This window comes from Thermosporothrix hazakensis (assembly GCF_003253565.1).
In the GTDB taxonomy this organism is placed as follows: Bacteria; Chloroflexota; Ktedonobacteria; order Ktedonobacterales; family Ktedonobacteraceae; genus Thermosporothrix; species Thermosporothrix hazakensis.
Window position 1 is genome coordinate 984,214 of sequence record NZ_QKUF01000001.1, and the last position, 24,257, is coordinate 1,008,470.

The following is a 24,257-nucleotide window of genomic DNA, read 5'->3' on the forward strand; positions in this document are numbered from 1 at the left end:
AAAGAGCACTTCAATCCAGCGATGAAGTGCTCTTCTGCCCTATTTCTCACTCAAAGGAGGCTCTTTCTTCGAGGTTTCCGATTGCTCTTTCTCCTTCTCTTCGCCCTCTTCCTCCGCCTTGCCTTCCTGATCAATCGCATAGATCAGATCACTATACTCAACCTCACCTTCCTGCGCTTCGCTTTCATCTGTACTATTGGGTGGCCTCAGACGAACCCGAAAACGCCCATTTGGACGGCGAATAGTCCACGGCGCTCGCTTACGCGCAAGAATCTGATCGGGCGTCTCGCCTCGAGCCGAGCGATAAATGCTGGAAACAACCACCCACAGCGCCGCCACAATCGGGGTCGCCAGCAGAGCACCAAAAACGCCAAACAGACGCGCACCTACCAGCAAGGCCAGAATAGCAGCCACCGGATGCAGCCCAACCGCGTGCCCGACAATGCGAGGCCCCAGAATGTTACTCTCAATTAACTGAATCGCGACAAAACAACCGGCAACAATAAAGGTACGTGGAAATTGTTGCGGCTCCAGCAGCGATATCACAATAGGTGTAATCGAGGCCAGCGCCGGCCCCACCATCGGAATTGTTTCAAAGAGGAATGCCAGGACCGCACAGATCAGGGCGAACTCGCCCAGAGGTGGGTTAAACACACAGACCAGCCCCGTCATCGCGCCAACGATCAGCGCCAGAGTCAACTGTCCCCGAATATAATTCCCAACTACTCGCGTCAGTGCATCCTCAAACAACAGGACATTCGGCAAAAAGCGCTTGGGAGCCAACCCTACCAGCGAGTCACGAATCCGCTTCCCGTCAAGTGTCAGGTAGAAGCTCATTACCACAACCAGAAAGATATTGAGGAAATACTGCACCGCCAACGTCAGAATGTTGACCGTACTGAGTGGCGCGGAAGAGGCAAAGTTCCAGGCCTGCGTTCTTAACTCGTTAAGGACATTGTCAATATCGCTCTGGGCAATGCCCATCTCTTTCAGCCAGTTAATTGTAGAGTTATAGCGATCCGGTATGCTGACAACGAAGTCATAAACAGTACCGGAGAATTTTCTTCCCTGCTCTGCCACGTTCGCTCCTAACTGGTAGATCAGAAAACCAAGCAGGAACAGAACGCCAATATAGACAATCGCGGTGGAGAGCACACGCGGGATTTTCGCACGCGTTAACAGGTTTACAAGAGGAGTCAGCAGAAAGGCAATCGCCATTGACAGGACAAGAATCACGATCGCCTCGACAAACTGACCCAACAAGGCCCATGATGCGCTGAAAATAAAACCAACGCAGATGATACAGATTAAAATATCACGCGTTCGTTGCCAGTTAATTTGACCCATATTTCTTTTTCCTCGCTGTTAGCAACCGGACGGTGTACCTTTATCTTCACCATTGTGACATGTTTCATAGTCGAAAACAAGTGTTTTCAGCTATTCTTTTTACAATAGATAGTACTCTAACGGACAGTCCTAGCCAAAAGCTTCTATTTGCTTAGACGTTTCATCAGAAGAAAACTAGAATATACCTATATTGAGATCTTTATCCAGATGCTCTTTTCCAGATTATGTCAAAAGAAGAGACTCGCACAGTGAAACTTTCTATGGCTATGTTTCGTCATGTCAATGTGGAGTCCAGGCCCGCCGGAGGCTGTAGAGCTAACCGGCTTGAACGCTATCTCATTCTTTGTTTGAGGGCAATGGGCACCCCTCAGCAGCATGCGATAGCCACTCCTATCAGGTATGAGGAAGATAGCCTATGCGGTCTGTACTTCTCTCTTAGTGAGCGCATCGAGTCTCACATTTTTCCAATTTCGTTTTCTCTGTAACTTGACGTTTCATTATACAGCTTAGAAAGTATCTATCAGAAACCAGCTTGAAAAGAGGATAAAAACAGTGGGCATATCACATCTGACTTCGACATCACAAATCACGCTTCTATGGGTTCTACTGGTTGTCTTGCTGGGGTGGTTCATTACGTTCGCCTTCCTTGCCCTCCGAAATAAAGATCAAGAAGCAGCCAGGCTTTCTCATATACATGTGACTTCGACATCTCAGGTAACGTCACGCGCTATCCTTGCGGCTACCATTCCCGATACACCAGCACCCGTCACCGAGCAGCAGGTTGTACGTGAGCAAGCTGCACTGCAACCCTCCCGCGCGGCACGCTAAAGCGAAAAAAACCCGTCAGAGTCCAGCTCTGGCGGGCTTTTTTCAGGATGCCTCCCGCTTCCCCCGCTGCGTAAATGGGTTCTGTCCTCCTTTAAGCAGATGATAGGAAATCGTACACCATACTTCCTCTTCGTCCTGCTTATAGAGCCGGGACAGTGCCTCACCGGCCAGCCGATGAAGTGATGCCTGTCGCGCCGCCGAAAGCCGCTCATATAAACGCTTGCCAAACAATGGATGCGCAAAGCGATACAGCTCTTGCTCTCCCTGCTTCTCCACAAGTAAGATCCCGGCCTGAAGCGCTTCTTCGAGCATCTGTGATAGCCCCCCCTGTCCTTGCGTCATCAATGCGACAAGCTCAAATGGAAAAGGATGATCCAGTACCGCTACCTTCGAGAGCACCCGCCGGCACTGCTCGCTCAGTTTCTCAAGGCGCAGATCGACCGCCGCCGCGATAGTGCTTGGCAAAGAGCCAAACTTCAGCGTATAGAGAATCTCGTTTTCTCCCTGCTGCTGCTCCATCTCTTGAATGGCATGTATAAACTCGATCGCAAAAAAGGGATTCCCATGCGCGTACTCGAGAATAGAACGCTGAATTGCAGGAGAACAGCGCCGCAACAATCGACCTATCTGCTCAGACGGAAGCGGCTTCAGTTCCAGATGCCAGGCGCGCTGCTCTGCCTGCAAATCTCGAATGAGCATCTGTAGCCCATTCTCCTCCCCGTCTGTGAGCGGATTGCAAGTTCCCAGGAGCAAAACCGGCTGCAACCAGACGCGCCGCACGATAGTTGCAAAGACCTCAATGCTGGCTCGATCAGCATAATGGAGATCATCAAAGACCAGCAGGATCGGCGCTTTCTGTCCTGCCAGATAGAGGCACTCAAGCAGTGTTTCGGTCAGGGAAAAGCGCTCACGGGCAACTCTGGCCGACCAGGAGGGAGCCGAGGAAAGTAACAGCCCCGAGAGCGTCTCTCGCAGCACTCGCTCCATACCTTGAACTTGTTCCAGCCCGCTCAACTGCCGCAATACATCGATCCAGAGACGATAGGATACAGTTTGCTCCTGCTCATAGACTTTGTTCCAGAGGATAGCCCAACCCCGCTCGCTCAGCGCCCGACTGACCTCTTCTGCCAGTCGCGTCTTTCCAATGCCGGGCTCACCAGTGAGAAACAGTGAATGAGGGAAGCCCTCTTTGTCGCTCTGAAGAGCGTCTGCCTGTTCAAGAATACGCTGATACTCATATTCCCGGCCCACAAAATGACAACGCGTTCCTCGCGCCACCGGCAAAGGTAAGCGCGGATGCACCGCTCCTATCTGGCCGCTACTTTGCAGTTGCTCATACAGGGCTCGTGTTTCTGGCAACGGTTCCGCCCCATAGAATTTCCACAGCGTCGCTTCCAGACGTCGATAAGCAAGCAGTGCTTCTGTGCGGCTTCCCTGCAACGCCAGCACGCGCATTAGTCGGCAGGCCGCCGCTTCATGCGCCGGATATGCCTGTAGCAGCTTCTCAAGCAGAGCAAGCGCCTGCACAAAGGCCTCTTTCTCCATATAGCTATCTGCCAGAGCCAGCAACACACCGAACCATTTCCGCTGCAAGGTCTCGCGCCGCACGGTGACCCATGAAGCGATCTGTTCCCCCTGGAGAAAATCACCCCGATACAGGGCCATTGCCTCCTCAAGCAGGCTCTCTCGTTCGGATGGCTCCTGTGTCTGTAACGCCTGCTGAAGTAGCATCTCAAAATGATCGGCATCAAGCCATACTCTCTGCTGTGAGGCAAAGCGAAAAATATCATGTTCCAGACGCAGCAAGCTGGAATTGGCAGGCCGGGCAAGATCCGGCTCTAGAAGTTGGCGCAAGCTATGCACCGTGATATTCAAACGATTGGCCGCCGTCTCCAGATCGGTTTCAGGCCAGAGCGCCTCCATTACTTGCTCTCGTCCAAGCATACGAGAAGGCACGCTCAGCAAGCACCCAAGAAAAGTACGAATCCGTCGCTGTTGCCATGCTGCTTCATGTACCTCCTGCCACTCTGATCTATTCCATCGTTCCAGACGACACTGTCCCAGTAGATAGATACGAATTACGGGAGTATGCCCCTCCAGGCGCTCTCTATCCATATATTCCCTCCTCGTCTTCGATGGGAACCAGACAAGCTACCACGTCTCTCACATATACCTCATATGCTTTCCTGCTTTCTGATCTTGCTCATAGGCCTCCTGGTGCTGTCTCCTCTTCTCTGGTTCTCTCTATATATAGAATCATATATCTGAAGTATAAGTTGCTGCTCAAACAGAATGCAAGGGCATTCCAGCAGGTGCCGCGCTGCTGCTCCCGATGTATCGACTGGCTTCCAGGCAAGCACATGAATGAGTACGTATTTCATGTTATCTGATATAGCTATGGTATAATGAAGATATATCCCCTGTTTCTTCCTTGTTCGTCCATTGTCTGCCAGGGAGGTTGCATGCCAATTTCGTGCAAGAACGCCCGCTGCCTCTATGAGGCACTCAAGGCCTGTGATATCAAACTGATTGCCGCGCTGCCTGAAACATGGTTAGTTCCCCTGCTCAACTCCATTGACGATGACCCGGAAATGACGTTCATCCAGGTTGCGAAGGAAGAAGAGGGGGTGGGCATCGCTGCCGGCGCGTATCTGGCAGGCGTTCGCTCAGCCCTTATCGTGCAGAATCATGGCTTCCTTGCCGCTATCAATCCGATTGTCTCGCTGGCCTTCCTCTACAAAATTCCGCTCTTGCTGCTGATCAGCTATCGTGGCTCATCAGGAGAAACAGATCCGTGGCAGACCCAGGGTGGGCTAAAGACCGAGCCAGTCTTGCGTGCGCTCAACATTCCCTATTCGCTGTTGACCTCACCCGCTGACGCACAGCGCACCCTCGCAGACACACAGACGCTTGCACACGCAGCGCTGCAACCTGTCGCTGTGCTACTGACCCGCCAACTACTCTGGGAGGAGTAAACCATGCTTCGTTCAGACGCCCTTCGAGCAATCTATCCAGAATTGCAATCGCGTATTGTGGTGACAATCATGGGGGCAACGGCCTGTGAGCTCTACGCGCTTGGACACCGACCGAACTTCTTCTATCTGCAACATGCAATGGGTCTCGCCTCCTCTCTGGGTATGGGAATTGCTCTTGCGCTTCCCTCCGAAAAGGTAATCGTCCTTGATGGCGATGGTTCCTTGCTGATGAATCTGGGGACGCTCAGTACAATGGCCCGCTACCAGCCTGGAAACCTGTTACACATCGTCTTTGATAATGAAAATATGGCCTCGATTGGTGGCTTTCCCACGGCGACAGCCACAGGAACCGACCTGGCTGGAATTGCCCGGGAAAGTGGCGTTCCTGCTGTTTTCTTTGCTTCGACGCTTGAGGAGTTTCAAGCGCAGGTTCAGCAAGCACTGATCACCAATACACTGACAACAATTGTCGCGAAAGTGGAGTCCGTCCCACCTCAATCGCTGTTTATGGACATCACATTGCAGGAAAACCGTGACCAGTTTCGGCGCTTCCTTGAGGCACGGGGTCGCTCCTGAACGCCATCCGATTTCAGCCAAAATTCCAGAGGCCGTCCTGGGGCTCGGGTGCTTCCTTCTTGCGTGCCGATGCAGCTCGCTTCTTGCGCCTGGGAGCTGGCTCGGCAGGCTTTTCCATGCTAACCGGGGTCGGCTCACCATCCTGTAGCATGACCGTTGCCTCAAAGATTGAATCATGGGTGATGTGAATAGTCGGTTGCAAGGCAAGCAGAGCCTCTATTGTTGCCTCCTCGCACGGCTGCAACACAGAATATTGCTGCTGGAGAGCGATCACCAGTTCAGACAGGGGAACGGTGCCATGCTCTTTCAGCCAGACAACGGCCTCCGCCAGAAGCTGCTGCTGCCAGGCTACTGCGCACAAACCAATGCCCGGGAGATAGCATATATGCTCGTCGGTCACATGGATCTGCGCCTGCATCAGTTCGGAACGACTATAGCAATGCAGCAGCTCATAGCACTGCTGTTCAGGGATCAATCCGGCCTGAAGCACGCGCTCCCGTACCGACTCAGGTTGGATGTGCAGGATGCGCTCGGAGAAGTTATCATAGTGTTGTCGCAACACCTGAAGCATATCCGTCACGGTAAGTTGCCCATTATAATAGACAATCGGGAAAAACGTCGAGATCACCTGAAACGCCTCTTTCGCTTCCTCAGGGATCGCGAGCACGATGTCATCGCGCCCACGAAGCTGCAAGAGTTTCTGCACCTTCCGCTCTCGATAGGCCGGAGTCCAGAATCCCAGAATTTCCACATACAGGCGCTTCTGCCCGCGCGTCAGGGCAAAATCGGGGATCAAAATACTGCCCTGTACCAGCAGGGGTTCAGGCTCACGTTCCAGCATCCAGCCCTCCACACCCTTACGACTTGCCAGATCCAGAAACGCAGCCGCGAACTGCTCTTCAACACTGCTATCGAAAATGGTGTCCTGATTTTCGTCGTCGTTCCCTTCGCCAGCAGGAAGCAGGCGAAGCAGGTGGGAATCCATCCGGAAGAGATAGCGTCGTTGAAGGAAATGCACAGTCGCGCTTGCCTCAACGATTGCCTGTATCACTGAGCGCTTCTGTCCCTGCTGATAGCGCAACAGCAGGCGGCAAAGTCGCGCCAACCGTAAGCCATACTGTTGCGGTGCTCCGGTTACTTCCTGCGGTCCATAGAGCGTCAGGGAGAGCAGCATATGTTCAGCCTCCCCCTCATAGCTCAGCTCATAATAGACGCCGAGCCGCCGCGCCAGAAAACATAATCGTTTGATTACTGTGCCGATACCTGCCACTGGTCGCGTTTTGCCGCTCGTCTGCCCGCTCGCGAATGCCCGACAATCGAGCACAAACTGCACCTCTGAAGCGCTACACAGAGCGGCTTCAAAGGCCCATTGATTATACAGCGTCGCCACATCCTGAGGAGAAGGAGGCGCCTCCGTCATTCGGATCAACAGAGCCTCCTCATCGCTATCCAGCAACACCAGATATTCCAGTGCCGGAACCGTCAGGTGATAGCGCGCGGCAAACGCTGCCAGCGTGGCATGACGATTCTGCTGTGTCAGGAAGCCGTTCTGCTGCTCATTCACATATTCATAGAGTGCCAACCGGAGCTGTCCCGGGGACGCGAAGTCACGCAGGAAATCCGGGCTTGCCTGCATCTCCCGTACAACAGCTCCCCACTCACGCTGACGCCAGACATACCAGTTGCTTAGCGTCGCGATCAGGCAGGAAGCCAGCCGATAATCACCGATACAACTGCGTGCCTCGTCAAGCGAGAACGAGCGCTGCGTCTGCCCCAGGAGCTGTTCAAAATAGGCAATCAGGCTCTGAATCTCGGTGGTGAGAGTTCCCGGGCGCACAAAATGCAGTGAGACAGATAGCTCTTGTCCCCGGCGCTGGACTGTCTTTTTCACATCCTGTAAACTAAACCGCACACATATTCCTCTCTCAGTAGTCTCTTTCCCATCCAAGTATATAACACAGAATCAGGCGCTCGCGGAACAAAGGCACGCACGCCATTCTCTCCTTCTCTTCTCACGCGGAGAGCAGAAAAAGGAAAGAGCATTCGACAAGGCTGCCATTCCTCTTGAGAAGACGGGATAGGATAAGCATCCTAACATAATTGAAGATGCCGTTTTTTTATGCTATGGTAGCTATGGGCTGTTCTACGATGTTTCTTGTTGTATCTTGAAAACAGTCAGGAGTGCACAGACTGCTCCGGTTTTCCCCGTACAGTTCAGCACGTTTCTGCGTTTTTCACCCTCGTTATCGTCGTCAAAACAAACAGCTATGCCAGTCTGGCGTAGCTTACAACAAAACGCCTTTGCGAAGTGTCACATTGGAGGTCGCAATGAGCACAATCCCGAGGCAACTGGGGAAATACGAGCTGCAACAGCGTATCGGACAGGGCACTATTGGCGAGGTTTGGAAGGGGAGAGATCTTCAGCTCCAGCGTGACATCGCCATAAAAATTCTCCACACCGATTTACAACAGACCGATCCCCGGTTCTTTACGCATTTTCGAGAGAATGGACAAGCTCTGATAACGTTGCAGCACGCCAATCTGGTGCCAGTCACTGATCTAAACGTGTATCGCTCGGTAGAGACAAACACTCTTTTTGCCTATTTGGTGATGGACTATATCCCGGGCATGACGCTCCATGCCTATCTGGGAAAAACATCACATCGTGGCATCTTTCCGCCTGTGCCCCAGATTGTCTATTTATTCGCCTGTATTGGTTCTGCGCTTGATTACGCGCATCGGCGCGGCATTGCGCATGGAAATATTACACCGCGAAATATTTTACTTCACCAACAGAATACAACACATTTTGAGGCAGGTGAACCCTATGTAGCAGATCTAGGCCTGGTTCGCTTGCTCAATATGCCTATTAATGCTCATACACCCTTTTATCTTTCACCCGAGCAAGCACGTGGAGAAGCTCCGAGCGCACGCAGTGACATCTATGCCCTGGGAGCGCTTCTCTATGAGATCTGCACCGGAGTACAGCCCTTCCGTGGAGAAACGCCGACCACGGTTCTCATGCAACATCTACACACACTGCCCACACCGCCAAACCTGATTAACCCGAACATTCCCGGGGCTCTTTCAGAGGTCATCCTTCGCGCCATGTCCAAAGATCCGGCCTCGCGTTACCCAAAGGCTGCCTATTTGGCTGCCGCCATCGCTGAAGCCTGTTCACTGCGGCCAATCTATCCAGTAACCAGAACCGGCGAGATTGAGGCACTGCCTGCGCCCCCAACAGCCAACGAGGGGGGAACACTACTCGGCGTCTCACAGCCGCTCTTCCGACCCTCAACGACACGAACAGGGTCAACACCTTCTCTGCCACCACTACCCGCGGCACAGATGCCATCACAGACACTTCCGGTTGAAAAGGCGCCACAGCAAACGCCTCCTCCGGGATCACTCCCGGCGGCCAGTATTTCCATGCAGCCAACGGCCATCAATCCTGTGCTCAAAAACGAACCCGAGCCAACAAAAGTCGTTAGTGCCAGAACACCCACCACAACCCCGGCTGCGCCGCAGGAACAACTGATGCAGCAATCACCGGTCCTGCCGCCTCCCGTGCCCACGCAGGAACAGCGGACCTCATCACTGCATCCCGTCCCTGCTCACCAGAAGCAACGCGCTCGCACAAATCCTCTGTACCTTATTGCGGCAGTGCTTGTCGTGTTGCTGCTGCTTGGCGGAGGTGCAGCCAGTCTGCTCTTTCTGAATCGTGGTGGTCAAGCGCCAGCCTCGGCAGCGCTCGTCGGACAGGTCTTTTTTCAGGATAATGCACTTGGGCATAATAATGTTATTCGGATTCAACTGAATAACATTGAAGCTCCACCAGATGGGATGGGCTATTTCGCCTGGCTCCAGATGCAGGATATGACACAGCCTGAGCTTCCTCTTGGTCAGATCACATTCAAGGAGAAACAGGGCTCTTTGCTCTATCCCGGCGACAAAAAGAACACGAACTTGCTCTCGCTCTCACCGCGTGGTGTGATCATCACGCTTGAGAACGCTGACCATCCGCCACAACAACCGGGCAATCGAGAGGTGTTCCGAGGGCTCTTCGATCAAGCAGCCTTCCCCTCTATTAAGAATATTCTCTACGCAACGCCCGGCCTGTCAGAGAAGCAGAGCGCTATAACCAGTATGCGAGAAGCGCTTCAATCGATCAATGATAAGGCAGGCAGTATTGTCGACTCGCTTCAGAACACCGGTGATTATCAACTGGCATATCGACAGGCGGTGCGCATCATTGAGCTGATTGATGGCTCCACGATGGCCCACAAAAGCGGAGATCTCCCTGCAAAACAAGCAAGCCTGCTACCGACCGAGACCGGCATTCTGACGATTGATAATACGCAGGGCTATCTCGATTTGCTCTCCACGCAGATCACCCAACTGAAAAGCGTCGCAAGCTCAGATCAGGAGTTAATGAAACATGCAAGCAACGTGGAAAACGCCATCACGAACCTGAAAGACTGGGTCCAGAAGATGCGAACCTACGCAACCCAGCTTATTAAGGCATCGGATATCAAGAGCCCCGAGATGATTAAGGTTGCTCTTCAGTTGAAACAGCTCGCGGCTGACGCTTATGCCGGCCGAACCATTCCACCCAATCAGGGCCCACAGCCGATTCTGGGTTCAGCCGGAGCCTATCAGGCGTATGTCGAGAGCCAGTATCTGGCAACCCTCACCCTGCAAAAAGTCTAGCAGGATCATTCCGAGGCATGGACAGAAACGGATCCATGCCTCTTTTTTTCCGCTCACCATACAGGACTTCATGGTACGCTTTAAGGGCAAAAAGAAGTACTGATTTGGCCAAATAATCAGCACTTTCTGTTTTGAGGGCGTTTTCACGCTTCTACTGCCGGAAATAATGGCTATTTCTGGCAGACAGAATGCTCTCGCAATGGGGGAGGAACTATAGGAAAAGGAGAGAAAGAAGCAAAAGTCCGCTGAACTGTAGAGCTTATTGCCGGCTTTCATTGTCGCAAAATGGGAGATCTGACATTCAGTTCTGAAGAAAAAACCTTACAGAAGTGTGTTTTGATATTTGTTCTATAGGGTTATTTGGCGCCAAGCGCGGGCTAAAATAGAAAAACGCGCCCAGCACCTGCGACATACGGTTTAGAAAACCTGTTTGTAAGCATTCGGCTCTACAAGCTACTTTACAACGTTTTTATTCTGCTCCAGCTAAGGTCAATATCACACCATTACAAAGGGTAGGAGTTCTCCGGGATCGGTACCTGACTCCGCCTCTTTCCTAAATACAACCTCATCTTATGATGAGCGCTCTCTACAGTTCCTGAAATTGCCCAAAATTCGGGCATACATTTGCCGGGACATAAACGCATCCCGGCAAAACAACTGCGGCTCGCTTCAGATGGAAGTACATGAAAAACAGCAAGGCCGTTTATGGCATCCAGAAGAACAGTCCTATTTTTGCAGGAAAGATGCCAGAGACTTAAAGTCGTACGCATCCCAGGCAGTGCGCCACGTTAGATTTTGCCATACAAATTGCTCAGCGGTCGGCCTCTTCAGTGTACAGCCTCCGACCTGTTCCCTTGCCTCTTTACCATATGTATCAATGGTATCCCCTTGTAGAAAAACAATTACACTCTCCAGACCGAGCGGCGGCTGTGCGGTCCACAGCGCCTTCTGCATTCTAAAACAATCCATCTTGACCGAATCGCGAGCTGAGTTGTTATCCCACTGTGCTCCGATATACGTTGTGACCTGAACCGTTTTCTGATCAGGAAAATAAAGCACCTCAGCATCTTTCTTCACGCTGGTCGCAGTCGCTTTCACTCGCTCTTCTAGAGTGAGATTCCTGGTAGGCGTGGGAGTTGGCGCAGCTTGTTGCTGTTTCTGCTGGGTGGGCTGAGTTGTCGCCTGGGCTTGTGTTTGCGCCGTTTTGCTACCAGAGTTAGCAAAAGATCCAAATCCACTACAGGTACAAAGCAAGGCAGCACAGGCAACAATGAATAGTACCTTTCCTCGAACCGACAAACGCTTGAACCAGGCAATAAAAGGGTTGGTCTTCTTCTGGGGGTAAAGTGGTTGATAATTTGGTGGTTGTTGCATTCATATCCTCCACAAGCTTTAATTCAAAGAATCAATAAAAAAGGATCTGATATGCTAAACGTAGCCTCACCGAAATTTCATAGCATTTTTTTACAACTTACTATGATAGAAAGAATTTTGTAATTTTTATATGCTTTTGATTCTTGATTCATTGCGAACTACAGACAGCTTTTTTTGATTAAGGGTCTGATCCCTCCTCTCTAAAGATTTATCATGTCGTTTATACCAAGGTTTTCTCATACGATATATAGTTATGACGAAATTCTTATATTTATAGTATCGTGTTATACGCCCTATACTTACGATATAAGATGTTATATAGCCTTATATGGATATCCTGTATTCATCTCCCTGCAAAGGTTTTTGCTAAAGACAGGTCACAGGAGGCTCTTTAGCTTCTGTAGTCCTTTGGTTCTGTACCTCTGTCTGGAAACTAGATGCATTCATTGTGAAGAGTGGCTTTAAAAGCCTCTAAGTGGCAAAATAAATAAAGGCAGATGGCATAAAATATGACAGAACATAGTGTTATAAATTTGATGTGATCACTTATACTCAGTGGATAGAGTAACGAGCTTCAGTAACGATTTTTAAAAGCCACAGTGGAGGTTTTATGAAATGGAGATAAGGGTATGCAGATTTTTCAGGAATATGGCAAGGGCACAAAAAAAAGAGAAACGGCTTAACAAGCCATCTCTCTTACAAACGCGCCCAGCAGGATTCGAACCTGCGACACACGGTTTAGAAGACCGTTGCTCTATCCACTGAGCTATGGGCGCTTCCATCCGGGAAACCGTTAAAACACTGGATAAACAACGGCAAACCCTTTATCATAATAGCAATGCCTGCCCCATTCTGTCAAGCATCTGCTGACTTTTTGCCCCGGTCGACAGATTCAGCAATACAGACTCGGCTCGCTACCAGAGGATGAGCAGCCACTAGCCCGGCCACCGGACACACCTTGACAAGCAACGCTCAAAGACTTATAATACACCTGAAATCCGAGTAGAGAACTAAGGATTAGGGGAAGCAATCCTTTTCCCATTTTTGATAGAGAAGATTTAAGCCAGCAAGTGGAGAAATCTATGAGTCAGGCATTTGAACTGGAACAGGATACGTATAGTGCTGGTTTCCATGTACCAGAAAACTATGCGTTTAAGTCCGAAAAGGGCCTCAACGAGCGCATCGTTGCACAAATATCTGAGATGAAAGGCGAACCCAGTTGGATGCGGGATTTCCGTCTGAAGAGCCTGAAACTCTTTGAGAGACGGCCGATGCCAACCTGGGGCGCTGACCTGTCCGGTATTAATTTTGACGATATCTATTACTACATTAAGCCTGTGCCCCAGCAGGGTAAGTCCTGGGATGACGTGCCATCCGAAATCAAAGAGACATTCGACCGTCTTGGTATTCCTCAGGCAGAACAGAAATACCTTGCTGGCGTGACCGCACAGTACGAAAGTGAAGCAGTCTATCACAAGGTTCGTGAGGATCTGGAAAAGCTCGGTGTGATCTTCACCGATATGGACACCGCCTTGCGCGAGTATCCTGATCTGGTGAAAGAGCACTTCGGCACTATTGTTCCGCCTTCCGACAACAAATTCGCCTCGCTGAACAGCGCCGTCTGGAGTGGTGGTAGCTTTGTCTACGTGCCCGCCAACGTTCGCGTTGAGATTCCGCTACAGGCGTACTTCCGTATCAACGCCCGCAACATGGGCCAGTTCGAGCGCACACTGATTATCGCCGAACCCGGTTCTTATGTCCACTATGTGGAGGGTTGTACGGCTCCTAACTATACCGATGATAGTCTGCACAGTGCTGTTGTTGAGATCAAGGTGAAAGAGGGCGCACGCGTTCGCTATACCACCATTCAGAACTGGTCGAAGAACGTCTACAACCTAGTGACCAAGCGTGCCGCCGCATACCGTGACGCAACGATGGAATGGGTTGACGGTAACCTCGGCTCAAAAGTTACCATGAAGTATCCTGCTGTCCTGCTGATGGAGCCAGGCGCGCGTGGTGACGTGCTTTCTGTCGCCTTCGCAGGCGATGGGCAGCATCAGGACGCAGGCGCGAAGATCACGCACCTTGCACCGCACACCACTTCGCAGATTCTGTCGAAGTCGGTCTCGAAGGGCTCTGGTCGCTCCTCCTATCGCGGCCTGATCCGCATCAATCCAGGCGCCCATCACACGAAGTCGAGCGTCCGCTGTGATGCGCTGCTGCTTGATGAGCAAGCCCGCACCGACACGTACCCGACCATCCGCGTCGAAGAGAACATGACCGAGATCGGCCACGAGGCCACTGTCTCGAAGGTCGGTGAAGATCAGCTCTTCTATCTGATGAGCCGCGGTCTTGATGAGTCCGAGGCATACTCGCTGATCGTCAACGGTTTCATCGAGCCGATCACCAAAGAGCTGCCGATGGAATACGCCGTTGAGCTGAACCGTCTGATCCAGCTTGAGATGTCCGGTAGTGTGGGCTAGTCCGCAACCAGAACAAACAAAAAAAGGGGACTTCGGTGAAGAGGTCCCCTTTTTTTGTTGCTCCTTGCAGCCCGCAGCCGTCATCCTGTATGCTAAAAGAAACAGGTCTTGCAGTTGGAGACGGCATATGTCAGCGATATACTACATGAAGGGCGATCTCTTTACCTCAACAGCGCAGACGCTTGTTAACCCGGTGAATTGTAAAGGGGTCATGGGGGCAGGGCTTGCTCTCGCCTTCAAACAACGCTACCCGAAGATGTTTCAAGCCTATCAGCGGGATTGTGCGGCGGGCAGGTTGCGTATCGGGCGCCCGGTCCTCTATACCGAAAGCACGCCCTGGATTCTGAATTTTCCGACAAAAAATCACTGGCGCCAACCCTCAACTCTCTCGATCATTGAACAGGGCCTTGCCCACTTCGTCGCCCACTATCGCAAGCAAGGCATCACCAGTATCGCGTTTCCCAAACTCGGCACCCTGCACGGGCGACTCTCCTGGGATACGGTTGGCCCGTTGATGGCCCGCTATTTACGCGCACTTGATATTGATGTTTTTCTCTATATTACTGATGAGGACACACCGTACCCCTGATCAGAGACAAAGCGCGTAACCCGAGTGCCGACCAACCGTAGTAAGATGTAGAGGGAAGGAATCTGACCCCGACCATATCGAAAGCAATCATAGAAGTGGGAGACAATTCTTTGGCCTACTGCCTCAATCCACGCGGGGGACACGAGAACCCGGATACAGCTATCAGTTGCTCACGTTGTGGTTTCCTGGTCCACGGCGCTCATATCGGCACCTATCAGGTGCTCTCATTTATTGGGGCCGGGAGCTATGGCTATGTCTATAAGATCCGCGAGTCGGCTCCACTCAGCCGTGTACTGGCCCTGAAAGTCCTGCGTCTGGATCAGTTTACAGCCAAATCCAGAGCGAACTTCTTTCAGGAGGCTCGACGGATTGCGGCCATGCATCATCCAAATATTCTACCGGTCTATAACTTTGGCCAGCTAGAGGATAGCGAACAACCCTATCTTGTCACTGACTATGCCCCCCGAACCATTCTGGACCTGTTCCGTAACAGTAATGGCGCTCCCCGTCTTGCTTTCGCCGAAGAGCTTGTTCCCTATGTGCAGCAAACCGCAGACGCGCTTCAATATGTACATAATAGCGGAATGGTGCATCAGGACGTCAAACCGGGTAATCTGCTCATCGGGCGCAATGGACAGGTACTCCTCTCCGATTTCGGCACAACGCTCCATCTCGGCACTCAGACACATGCCTCCCTGGGCGAAGTCACTGGAACCGCCGCGTATATGCCCCCGGAACAGTGGCAGGGCACGCCACGACGCGACTCGGATCAATACGCTCTCGCCATCTGCTGCTATGAGCTCCTGACGGGGCGAACACCATTTGTCCATAAAGGGATTGAAGAAATGTGGCTGGCCCACGTCCATACCGCGCCTCCCCCACCACAGCAATGGAATCCGCGCATTCCGGTTGAGGTCTCCGCTGTGTTGCAGCGAGCGATGGCAAAAGATTACCGCCAGCGCTATAGCAGCGTCAGTTTGTTCGCTCGCGCCTATACCGAGGCGGTTGAAACAGCGCTGCTCCGCTATGTTTGTCGTCATTGTGGGCAACAGAATCGCAGTGGCGCTCAACGCTGCGCCTTCTGCGGCACCGAATATGATAACCGCCGCTGTCCCTACTGTGAGACGCCGGTTCGCTTCGGTCAGCGCTGCTGCTCCACCTGTGGCCGCCTGACTATTCCTTCAGCACTGGCACTCTATAGCCCACTGGCAGGAGTCAGCCTGAACCAGGGCCGCTATATCATCAAACACATGCTCAGGCGCTCGGAAGAATCACGCTCAATGGTGGCAATTGCTTTTGATGAGCGAACGCGGCAGAAAGTCATCCTCAAACGGTGGGAGTGCGCCGACACCCCCTTAGCACAACGGGCCAAAGATGTCGCGCATTTCGATAGAGTGACCGAACCCCTCACGCGCCTGCAACATCCGTTGGTACCTCGGGTCCTACAGCGCTTTGCCGAGGGCCAGCACTACTATCTGGTGATGAACTATATTGATGGGGAAAGCATTGAGGAACGCCTGCTGAAATTGCTGCGTCCGATCCCTGAACAGGACGCCATTCAGTATATGTTCTCGATCTTAAATATTCTGATCGCACTGGAAAAGCAGACACCTCCTCTGCGGCACTATGATATCTCGCCTTCTAACATCATTATCGAGAAACAGCGCAATCGAGCCATGCTCACAGGCTTTCAGGTGCCACTTCCGCCCTCGATTCTGGCAGCTCATCCCGGAGGAGGCCCCCGCCGCACCACGCGCAAACTGGCTATCTCCCCCTATCTGCCAATTCAGGACAAGCCATTCGATCAACGAACCTGCATCTTTGCTCTGGCCGCGACTATGCATCATGCAGTAACCAACATCGCGCCGCCACACTACCCAACCTACCCACCGGCGCGCATCCTGAATAAAGCAATCTCGCCAGCGTTTGAAGCAATTCTCAGTAAGGCGCTGGCCGAAGACCCGGGCGTGCGCTATCAGACCTATGAGCAACTCAAGGCGAGTCTGCAAGCCCTGGTAACCAAAAGGTAAAGAAGAAGAGACCGCGCAGTCTCTTCTTCTCGCTCAATTTCGTCTGCACTAGCCACGCTGTTCCAGCGGGACATACTCCGTCACCTTTGGTCCGACATAGTCGGCGCGTGGCCGGATCAGGCGGTTGTTTGCATACTGTTCCAGGATATGAGCAGTCCAGCCTGCTACGCGGCTCGAAGCAAAAATGGGAGTATCCAGATCCACAGGAATGCCCATTGTGTAGTACACCGAGGCAGAATAGAAGTCAACATTGGCGTTCAGCCCTTTATGCTCCTTCATATATGCCTCAATCTTACGCGATATCTCGAACCAGCGAGTTTCGCCCTTGCGCTCACCCAATTCCTTCGACATCTCACGCAGATGCGTTGCTCGGGGGTCCTCCGTCCGATATACACGATGCCCAAAGCCCATAATGCGCTCTTTGCGGGCCAGCGCCTCCTGAATATAGGCCTCTGCCTTTTCAGGCTCGCCGATCTTCAGTAAGGTGCGCATGACCTGCTCGTTCGCGCCACCATGCAGCGGGCCAGAAAGCGCGCTAATAGCCGCAGTGATTGAAGCATACATATCGGCTTTTGTTCCGGCAGTGACACGAGCGGCAAATGTCGAGGCGTTCAACTCATGGTCAGCATGCAAAATCAGGGCAACATCCAGAACCCGAGCGCTATACTCGTCGGGCTTCTCGCCATTCAACATATACAGGAAGTTAGCGGCATGGGAGCCATCGGACAATGGCGCAATCGGTTCACGTCCGTTCCGAATATGGTGCCAGGCCGCGATAATGGTAGGGAAGGCGGCAGTCAGGCGAATCGCCCGTTGCTCGTTGGTATGTGTCGATGTATCATTCAAGCTTGTGTCGAATGCAGCAAGGGCAGAAATGGCCGTGCGCAAGGCGTTCATCGGGGCGGTCTCGGCAGGAAGCAGTTTCATCAGCGCAATAATCTGCTCCGGGATAACACGATGAGCACAAAGCTGCGCTTTTACTTCCTCTAGCTGCGCTTCCGTTGGGAGCGTACCATGCCAGAGAAGATATGCGGTCTCTTCAAAGGTCGAATAGCGTGCGAGATCGTGGATATCCACCCCAAAATAGGTGAGTTTGCCAAGTTTACCATCAAGATCACAAATAGAAGACGTCGTGGCGACGACATCCTCGAGACCTGCTGTAGCAGTGGTCATTCTCAGTCCTCCACAGGATATCGCTTCGTCTCAGGGGAATATATGCGGCATACTTGCTCATCAATGAGCCAGTCTTTCCGCTTCCACAGCGAAGCAGAAACTTTTGTAGACATTGCGCGATAGTTCTAGTGTTATTGTGTACAGGTATTATGACACCAGAGCTTGCAGGTGTCAACGAAGCTAGCTAACACGCTTATCTATCTACATATATCACCTTATATCCCTCTTTTTCAAGTCGTTGTAACTTGGAGATAGCCTTTCATGCCAAAAGCAATAGTCACCGCACGTAAAATATGCTACACTAGCACAAACGGCTTCAAAGTCTGGGGTAATTTGTGTGATGAGCAGGTCAGCAACAGAAGACGAGCGACTCCTGATCGCTCGGAGCCAACGAGGGGACGTACAGGCATTTAACCAGCTTGTGCTGCGCTATCAGCAGTTGATGTATAGCGCAGTTTTTCGCATGCTCGGGAACGCCGAGGTTGCCGCCGATGTCACGCAGGAAGCCTTTCTTTCCGCTTTTCGCGCGATCTCGAGCTTTCGGCCCGGCTCCTCTTTTCGGGCATGGCTGTTACGCATTGGCTCCAACCTGGCCTGCGACCACTGGCGTCGGGTTCAACGCCACCCCGCGAGCTCACTGGACGAACTGACCGAAGAAGATGCGCCCCATGCACCCGAACAATTAGGCCCTCTCATCACCTCCCGGCAAGAGGAGAACCCGGAAGCGCACGTACTCGCACGCGAGCTTCAAGAACTGATTCAACAGGGGCTGGCGCAGCTTCCGCTTGATCAGCGCGTCGCGGTGATTCTCTGTGATATTCAGGGCCTTTCCTATGATGAGATTGCTGAGGCCACACAGGCCACGCTCGGTACCGTTCGTTCCCGCATTGCGCGTGGTCGGAGCAAACTGCGCAGTTATCTTTCGCAACACCGGGAACTTTTACCCGGCACCTATCGTCTAAGCAACGAGTAAATCTTTTCCTGGAGCTTTTGTGTGACACACGATACCCGGCATCTGACAACTGAAGAACTTTCGGCCTACCTTGATGGAGAACTCACCTCCCCCGAACAGGACAAGGCGGAACGCCATATACAATCCTGTGAGGACTGTAGGCAATCGTTGGAGTCGCTCCGGCAAACGGTCGCCTTGCTCCATGACCTTCCGCCGCTGCCCCTGCCACGCTCCTTTACGCTGCCAGTAGAAGAGGGCAGCACTGTCACACCTGTCAGCAAGCATAAGCGGCATTTACCCGGCCCGCTTCGCAGATCGCTACGCCTGATCAGTGGTCTGGCAGCGGTGATCGGCATCTTCTTCCTGCTTTCCGGCTTCCTGATGTTCACACAGCAACATAATAGCGTGATGCTTTCGTCAGGTGAACGGCCTGCGAGTCAGTCCGATTCAAGCCAATCAGCAGAAGCGAACACACCACAGCCGGTCACCACCAATAACAAGCCAACAACGCCAAGCCTGAAGAAAACGCAGGAAACAACGCATCCACCTCAAACACAGGAGCCAGCGCCCGGCTTCTCGCTGCTCTCCTTCTTGAACCTGAATACGCCCGGCATTCAGCTCGGGGTAGGCATTCTTCTTGCGATCCTCGGCGGTATGGGAGTAACCCTCTTCAAACCTCGGACCCGGGGCAGTCCTTAACTTTCGCTCTAGCTCAAACACAGAGGTCTTCCTGCTCCGATTCGCTAAGCATTGTCCTGACAGGCCTTTTTGCATTTCCCCTATCGTTTTTTGTATATTTTGAGAGAATCTTTGAGAAAATCTCAGAGCACTTCTGGAGATTTTGAGATTGTACGCTAACACATAAGGGCTTGTCATGAATACACTCTTGATCTATCTGCCACCTATCATTAACGTGGTAGTGACCGCAATCTTTGCAGGAACCGTCATCAAACAATATCTACAGAAACACCGAGCCAATCAATTGTACTGGTCGATCGGTCTCAGCATGGCAGTGGTTGCGACGCTTGCCTATATTTGTATGCTGCTGGTACAACCGACCAGCGCCACGGGAATGCTACTGTATCGCATCTACTATATCTTTGGTGCAGCAATCATGCCAGCCTGGCTGGGCCTGGGAAGCATTGCGCTGGTTAGCGGTCCGCGCGTTACTCGAACCTGCCTTTTGATTCTCTCGTTCCTGAGCCTGATCTGCATCGCGTTTATTCTAGATGCTACCATCGATGTTACGCATCTGGCAGCAATTGCCGGAACCCCTGGAAGCGGCGTTCTGCGCCCCGGTCCCTGGCTTGTTATGATTATTCTCCTCAATTCACTGGGTGTTGTTGCCGTCGTCGGGGTTGCGATCTACTCCGGCTGGAAACTGATTCGCCACCAAACCAATATTAAAGGGATGCGTACAGCAAATCTGCTCTGGGCGAATCTCCTGATCCTGCTTGGAGACCTGCTAAACGCGGCAGCAGGCAGCCTCGCGCGTTTCGGCATCCAGAGTACCTTCTGGCTGATTATGGCAGTTGGTTGGATTGTCTTCTTCTCTGGCGTCGTGCTTGCCAGTCGGCGTCCTCGCCCGGCCCCAACCGCGCAGGTTTCCCATACCTCCTAAAGCGCAAAAAAGAAGAGAGGATAGGAGCCAGGATTCTCCGTCCCCTCTTCTTCGTTCGGAGAAGAAGCACAGTTAGAACGCACATGCGAGAAATGGTATCTTCAAGTCAAACGCAATGCATGAGCGCTTCTTATTGCGCCTTCAATTCGTCCAGCGTTACCTTGACCGTCAACTGCTGATTACCGCGATAGAGCCCAATCGTCACCTGATCACCTGGTTTCTTGTTCAACAGGTAATTGGTGAGATCTGAGCGACTCTTTACATCTGTATCATCGATCTTCACAATCACATCCCCGTTCCGAATTCCAGCCTTTGCAGCCGCACCACCCTGCGTGACCTCGGCCACCAGCACGCCACGGTCCACCGGAAGGTTATACTGTGCCGCGACAAACGGATCAACGTCAGCAGCCTGAATGTTAAGCGCAGCACGTCCGCTATTGGTGACCTTTCCGGTCTCAATAATCTGCTTGACGACCTGTTGCACCCGGTTTGAGGGAATCGCGAACCCGACACCATTTGCCGGAGTACCAAACTGTGGATCAATCGCCGTCAACGTTGGAATACCAACCACATTCCCCTGAAGATCAGCCAGCGCACCGCCGCTGTTGCCAGGATTAATAGGAGCATCGGTCTGAATCGCGTTCAGGATCGCACCCGAACCATTATCCTCAGAAACCGTTCGGTTGAGTGCGCTTACGATACCTTTGGTTACGGTCTGCTCATTGCCCAGAGGATTACCAATTGCCAACACCTCCTGACCTACTCTGAGCTTTGATGAGTCACCCAGTGTTGCGGGAATAAGCGTCTTCTTGGTCTCCACCTTCAGCACGGCCAGATCGTCAAGTGAATCGGTGCCTACCACCTGCGCGTTCAGCTTGGTACCATCGTTGATCGTTACCTGATAATTGCGTCCACCCTCAATGACATGGTTATTGGTGACAATATAGCCTCGTTTATCCACAATGACCCCTGAGCCAAGACTGGTCCCTTTACTGGTCTCAGCCGTAATCAGAACCACAGATGGGCGAACCTTCTCAACAGCCGCCTCACGCACCTGTTCGATGTTGGTACCTGTTAGAGGCGGTATGGTCGGCTGAGGAGTCACCTGCTCGTTTGCCACCCCCCCACGGGCAACCTGCAAACCGGCAAACAGGCCACCGCCAAAGACAAGCGCCAGAAGCAAAAGGATCAGAAGCGCGAGGCCCCATTTCCGCTTGCGTTTTGGCGGAGGCGCACCATATGCCTGTGGGGCAGTGTACATATTGTATGGGGCTTCCGCGGTCGTCTGTTGCGCGTTTTGCATCGGACTTATCTTTTGATCCATGTGGCTCCCCTGGCTTGCATACAGTCCATAGTCGCCCTGTGGAGTGCTCCCCGCTTCCTGCGGAGCAGAAGAAGATGTCTTTTCCGCTGATTGCGTATTGGGAACAGCATTATATGATTGCAATTCATCCTTGTCCGGTTCAAAAGTAGACATTGGCAGTCTCCTCTTCCCTTTTACAAGTCCAGATATCCTCACTCTCATACCACGTCTATCCCTATCCCCTCTGTAAACTTTCTATACTTACTATACAGGGACCTCATCAGGAAACCTTGTGAAAATTGTAAAGAATCTGTATAGTCATGGCATGTAAAGAAAGGCTTGCTCATACCCGGTATACATGCGATAATGAGTGTTACTATTGTTGAGGGGGGATAGCTTCCCTGATATTCTCGGAAGGGGTTATCTGGAACGGTGAACGAACAGCAGCGCCACACAATGACAGCCCAGGAGTTTGAAGATCTTTCTGCCCAACTTCTCCAACATATCACAGAAGAAGATTGGCAGCTCGCACAAAATTGCCTGGTCAGAATGCTGGAGCAGAACTTTCATGATTATAGAACACAAAGCTATTATACCTATTTCGCGAAAGTTCTGGAGCAGGCAGAACAGTTCGAGCAGCTCTTAGAGCTCTCTCAGCAGTATCTTCGTCTGAAACCGGCATCTCCTGAGGGTCTGGCCTTTAAAGCACGGGCACTGCAAAAACTCGGACGACTTTCTGAAGCCACCGTTGCAAATGATCAGGCGCTGCTGCTTGATAATACTCTTCCGCTAGCATGGATTAACCGGAGTGGCCTGCAACTGCTTCAGCAAAAATATCCAGAGGCCCTGCGCAGCGCACAACGCGCCGTTGAAGTTGGCAAAAATGACCCACGAGCGTGGGCCAATCTGGGCGTTGCCCTGATGAACTTTCAGCGACTGAACGAGGCCCTGAGCGCCTTCAATCAGAGCATTGCGCTTGACCCTGAATATATCTTCCCGCTTCAATTGAAAGGCGAGATTCTCTACAAGCTCGGACGCATGACGGAAGCAGCAGAGGTAGCGCAGGCCATTCTCGCGCTGGAACCGCTCAACACCATTGCCCTGATGAATCTGGCTCAAGCCCTTCGCTCATTGGAGCGCTATCCCGAGTTGCTGGAAATCTCCGGACAGTTGCTTCAGATCATCCCCGATCACGTGTTCGCCTGGGAACATTTTATCCGGGCACTGCGTGGCATGGGCAGCTATGCACAGGCAAGCCAGGTAATTGATAACCTTATCCAGCTTGATCCTACCAATGTGCGCTACTGGACCCTGAAAGCGGATACTCATTACCGCCTTGAACAATATCAGCAGGCCCTCACGGCCTCTGAGCAGGCGCTTGAGATCGATATGCAATATCCGCCTGCGCAGCGGCTTCATGATAAGGCACTGAAAAAGCTTCGCTTGCAGGATCGAGAACCAGCCAGCATTCGCCCGATGCGCCCCGTTTAATCCCGTCCTCTATCACGAAGCGCCCGGCGAATGCGCCTCAGCCAGTGCTCCGGCACATAGAGGTCCTCTCGTCTGTTCTGCTTGTCCAGGAGTTCCAGCGCCTTTTCTTCGGAAACGCGGAGCTCCCCGTACCGGCCCTTGCGCTTCGCCAGCCAGTCCAGCAACAACCCGAGCGAGGCAAAGAGCCACCAGAGCAGCCCGAATCCCAAAGAGCCAAGCCCTAGCGGCCAGCGATTCACCGAATAGCCATCGGGGTGCTGGCGCAGCGTAGCGCTTGTAAAGGTTTCATTCGGGCTCAGCGTCAACTGCACCACCCGGTAGCTCTTCCCGCGTAAACGGCGACCATCCGGTAGCCAGAGCTCAAAATGCTCCGCCCGATCTTCAATCAGCAAGGACACAATCGGTGGCTTGTCCCATTGCTCCGCCTGAATGTGCGGCATAGGCTGAAAATCTCCCACCGCCACACGATAGTAGACGTTCTGTTCGGACTCAGTAGAGAGATAATAGGAGTCACCCGAGACAAGGAGATGATAGGGACCGGACGGACCAGCCTGATAGTGCACTGTATATGATGAGAAGCCATACGCCAGCCCACTTACGACATAGATGATACCCACCACAACCCGTCCGGGTGTGGTTACCACCAGAAAGTGCAGCCAGCGAAAGAGAAGCGCCATGCATCCTGGCCGTCGCTGTTCCTGTCTGTCTGCTGCATTCATGGTCCGACTCCTTTGCTGCTTTCTGCAACAATTACGTCCTATCACTGCCAATCTTCACCAGCAACAAAAAAGCGAGAGCTCCCGGA

The 24,257-nt window shown here is 52.4% G+C and carries 18 protein-coding genes and 1 tRNA gene; 11 read left to right on the forward strand and 8 right to left on the reverse strand.

Features of this window, described 5'->3' with window-relative positions:
* Positions 1–39 precede the first annotated feature (39 nt).
* Positions 40–1,347: an AI-2E family transporter gene (locus tag EI42_RS04225; protein ID WP_111319118.1), complete on the reverse strand. Its 1,308-nt coding sequence runs from the start codon at positions 1,345–1,347 to the stop codon at positions 40–42.
* A 696-nt stretch (positions 1,348–2,043) separates the two neighbouring features.
* Here EI42_RS04225 and EI42_RS34230 point away from each other — a divergent pair.
* Positions 2,044–2,175 carry a hypothetical protein gene (locus EI42_RS34230; protein ID WP_282957309.1) on the forward strand — a complete coding sequence of 44 codons (132 nt, stop codon included), beginning with the start codon at positions 2,044–2,046 and terminating at the stop codon, positions 2,173–2,175.
* Positions 2,176–2,217: 42 nt separating this feature from the next.
* On the opposite strand, the gene EI42_RS04235 is transcribed toward EI42_RS34230, so the two are convergent.
* Entirely contained in the window at positions 2,218–4,290 is a 2,073-nt protein-coding gene (locus EI42_RS04235; RefSeq protein WP_111319122.1) for an ATP-binding protein, read from the reverse strand.
* A gap of 347 nt (positions 4,291–4,637) precedes the next feature.
* Here EI42_RS04235 and EI42_RS04240 point away from each other — a divergent pair, with 347 nt between their 5' ends.
* Both EI42_RS04240 and EI42_RS04245 read left to right on the forward strand, forming a co-directional pair.
* On the forward strand, positions 4,638–5,150 hold the full coding sequence (locus EI42_RS04240) for a thiamine pyrophosphate-binding protein (RefSeq protein ID WP_111319124.1): 513 nt from the start codon (positions 4,638–4,640) through the stop codon (positions 5,148–5,150).
* 3 nt (positions 5,151–5,153) lie between these two features.
* Positions 5,154–5,726: a thiamine pyrophosphate-dependent enzyme gene (locus tag EI42_RS04245; RefSeq protein ID WP_111319126.1), complete on the forward strand. Its 573-nt coding sequence runs from the start codon at positions 5,154–5,156 to the stop codon at positions 5,724–5,726.
* A 13-nt stretch (positions 5,727–5,739) separates the two neighbouring features.
* Here the strand turns inward: EI42_RS04245 and EI42_RS04250 are convergent, their stop codons facing one another.
* Complete coding sequence (locus tag EI42_RS04250; RefSeq protein WP_111319128.1) at positions 5,740–7,638, reverse strand: DUF790 family protein; 1,899 nt, start codon at positions 7,636–7,638, stop codon at positions 5,740–5,742.
* Between the two features lie 416 nt (positions 7,639–8,054).
* Between EI42_RS04250 and EI42_RS04255 the strand changes: the two genes are divergently transcribed.
* The gene (locus EI42_RS04255; RefSeq protein WP_111319130.1) at positions 8,055–10,436 is read left to right on the forward strand and encodes a serine/threonine protein kinase; all 2,382 of its coding nucleotides are present in this window, start codon (positions 8,055–8,057) and stop codon (positions 10,434–10,436) included.
* Positions 10,437–11,162: 726 nt separating this feature from the next.
* Here the strand turns inward: EI42_RS04255 and EI42_RS04260 are convergent.
* Positions 11,163–11,810: a hypothetical protein gene (locus EI42_RS04260; RefSeq protein WP_111319132.1), complete on the reverse strand. Its 648-nt coding sequence runs from the start codon at positions 11,808–11,810 to the stop codon at positions 11,163–11,165.
* Positions 11,811–12,513: 703 nt separating this feature from the next.
* Positions 12,514–12,586: transfer RNA gene (locus EI42_RS04265), tRNA-Arg, on the reverse strand.
* A gap of 306 nt (positions 12,587–12,892) precedes the next feature.
* Here EI42_RS04265 and sufB point away from each other — a divergent pair.
* The 3 genes from sufB (at position 12,893) to EI42_RS04280 (ending at position 16,912) form a co-directional block, all read left to right on the forward strand.
* Complete coding sequence (sufB, locus tag EI42_RS04270) at positions 12,893–14,293, forward strand: Fe-S cluster assembly protein SufB (RefSeq protein WP_111319134.1); 1,401 nt, start codon at positions 12,893–12,895, stop codon at positions 14,291–14,293.
* A gap of 127 nt (positions 14,294–14,420) precedes the next feature.
* Positions 14,421–14,882, forward strand: a complete 462-nt coding sequence (locus EI42_RS04275; RefSeq protein WP_111319136.1) for a macro domain-containing protein — start codon at positions 14,421–14,423, stop codon at positions 14,880–14,882.
* A gap of 95 nt (positions 14,883–14,977) precedes the next feature.
* Positions 14,978–16,912 (forward strand): protein kinase domain-containing protein, encoded by a 1,935-nt coding sequence (locus EI42_RS04280; RefSeq protein ID WP_111319138.1) that lies wholly within the window; start codon positions 14,978–14,980, stop codon positions 16,910–16,912.
* 48 nt (positions 16,913–16,960) lie between these two features.
* Here EI42_RS04280 and EI42_RS04285 read toward each other — a convergent pair whose 3' ends face one another.
* Positions 16,961–18,085: a citrate synthase gene (locus tag EI42_RS04285; protein ID WP_111319140.1), complete on the reverse strand. Its 1,125-nt coding sequence runs from the start codon at positions 18,083–18,085 to the stop codon at positions 16,961–16,963.
* Between the two features lie 340 nt (positions 18,086–18,425).
* On the opposite strand from EI42_RS04285, the gene EI42_RS04290 reads away from it, so the two are divergent.
* The 3 genes from EI42_RS04290 to EI42_RS04300 all read left to right on the forward strand — a co-directional run bounded on the left by EI42_RS04290 (position 18,426) and on the right by EI42_RS04300 (position 20,658).
* Complete coding sequence (locus EI42_RS04290) at positions 18,426–19,058, forward strand: sigma-70 family RNA polymerase sigma factor (RefSeq protein WP_111319142.1); 633 nt, start codon at positions 18,426–18,428, stop codon at positions 19,056–19,058.
* Between the two features lie 21 nt (positions 19,059–19,079).
* Positions 19,080–19,736, forward strand: coding sequence for a zf-HC2 domain-containing protein (locus EI42_RS04295; RefSeq protein WP_170142339.1), 657 nt, complete (start codon positions 19,080–19,082; stop codon positions 19,734–19,736).
* Between the two features lie 175 nt (positions 19,737–19,911).
* Entirely contained in the window at positions 19,912–20,658 is a 747-nt protein-coding gene (locus tag EI42_RS04300; protein WP_111319146.1) for a hypothetical protein, read from the forward strand.
* A 130-nt stretch (positions 20,659–20,788) separates the two neighbouring features.
* On the opposite strand, the gene EI42_RS04305 is transcribed toward EI42_RS04300, so the two are convergent.
* Positions 20,789–22,135, reverse strand: a complete 1,347-nt coding sequence (locus tag EI42_RS04305; RefSeq protein ID WP_170142340.1) for a S1C family serine protease — start codon at positions 22,133–22,135, stop codon at positions 20,789–20,791.
* Between the two features lie 258 nt (positions 22,136–22,393).
* Here EI42_RS04305 and EI42_RS04310 point away from each other — a divergent pair, with 258 nt between their 5' ends.
* A complete protein-coding gene (locus EI42_RS04310; protein WP_111319150.1) occupies positions 22,394–23,452 on the forward strand; it encodes a tetratricopeptide repeat protein in 1,059 nt (352 codons plus the stop codon).
* On the opposite strand, the gene EI42_RS04315 is transcribed toward EI42_RS04310, so the two are convergent.
* Positions 23,449–24,171, reverse strand: a complete 723-nt coding sequence (locus EI42_RS04315; protein WP_111319152.1) for a hypothetical protein — start codon at positions 24,169–24,171, stop codon at positions 23,449–23,451. The genes EI42_RS04310 and EI42_RS04315 overlap by 4 nt on opposite strands.
* Positions 24,172–24,257 lie beyond the last annotated feature (86 nt).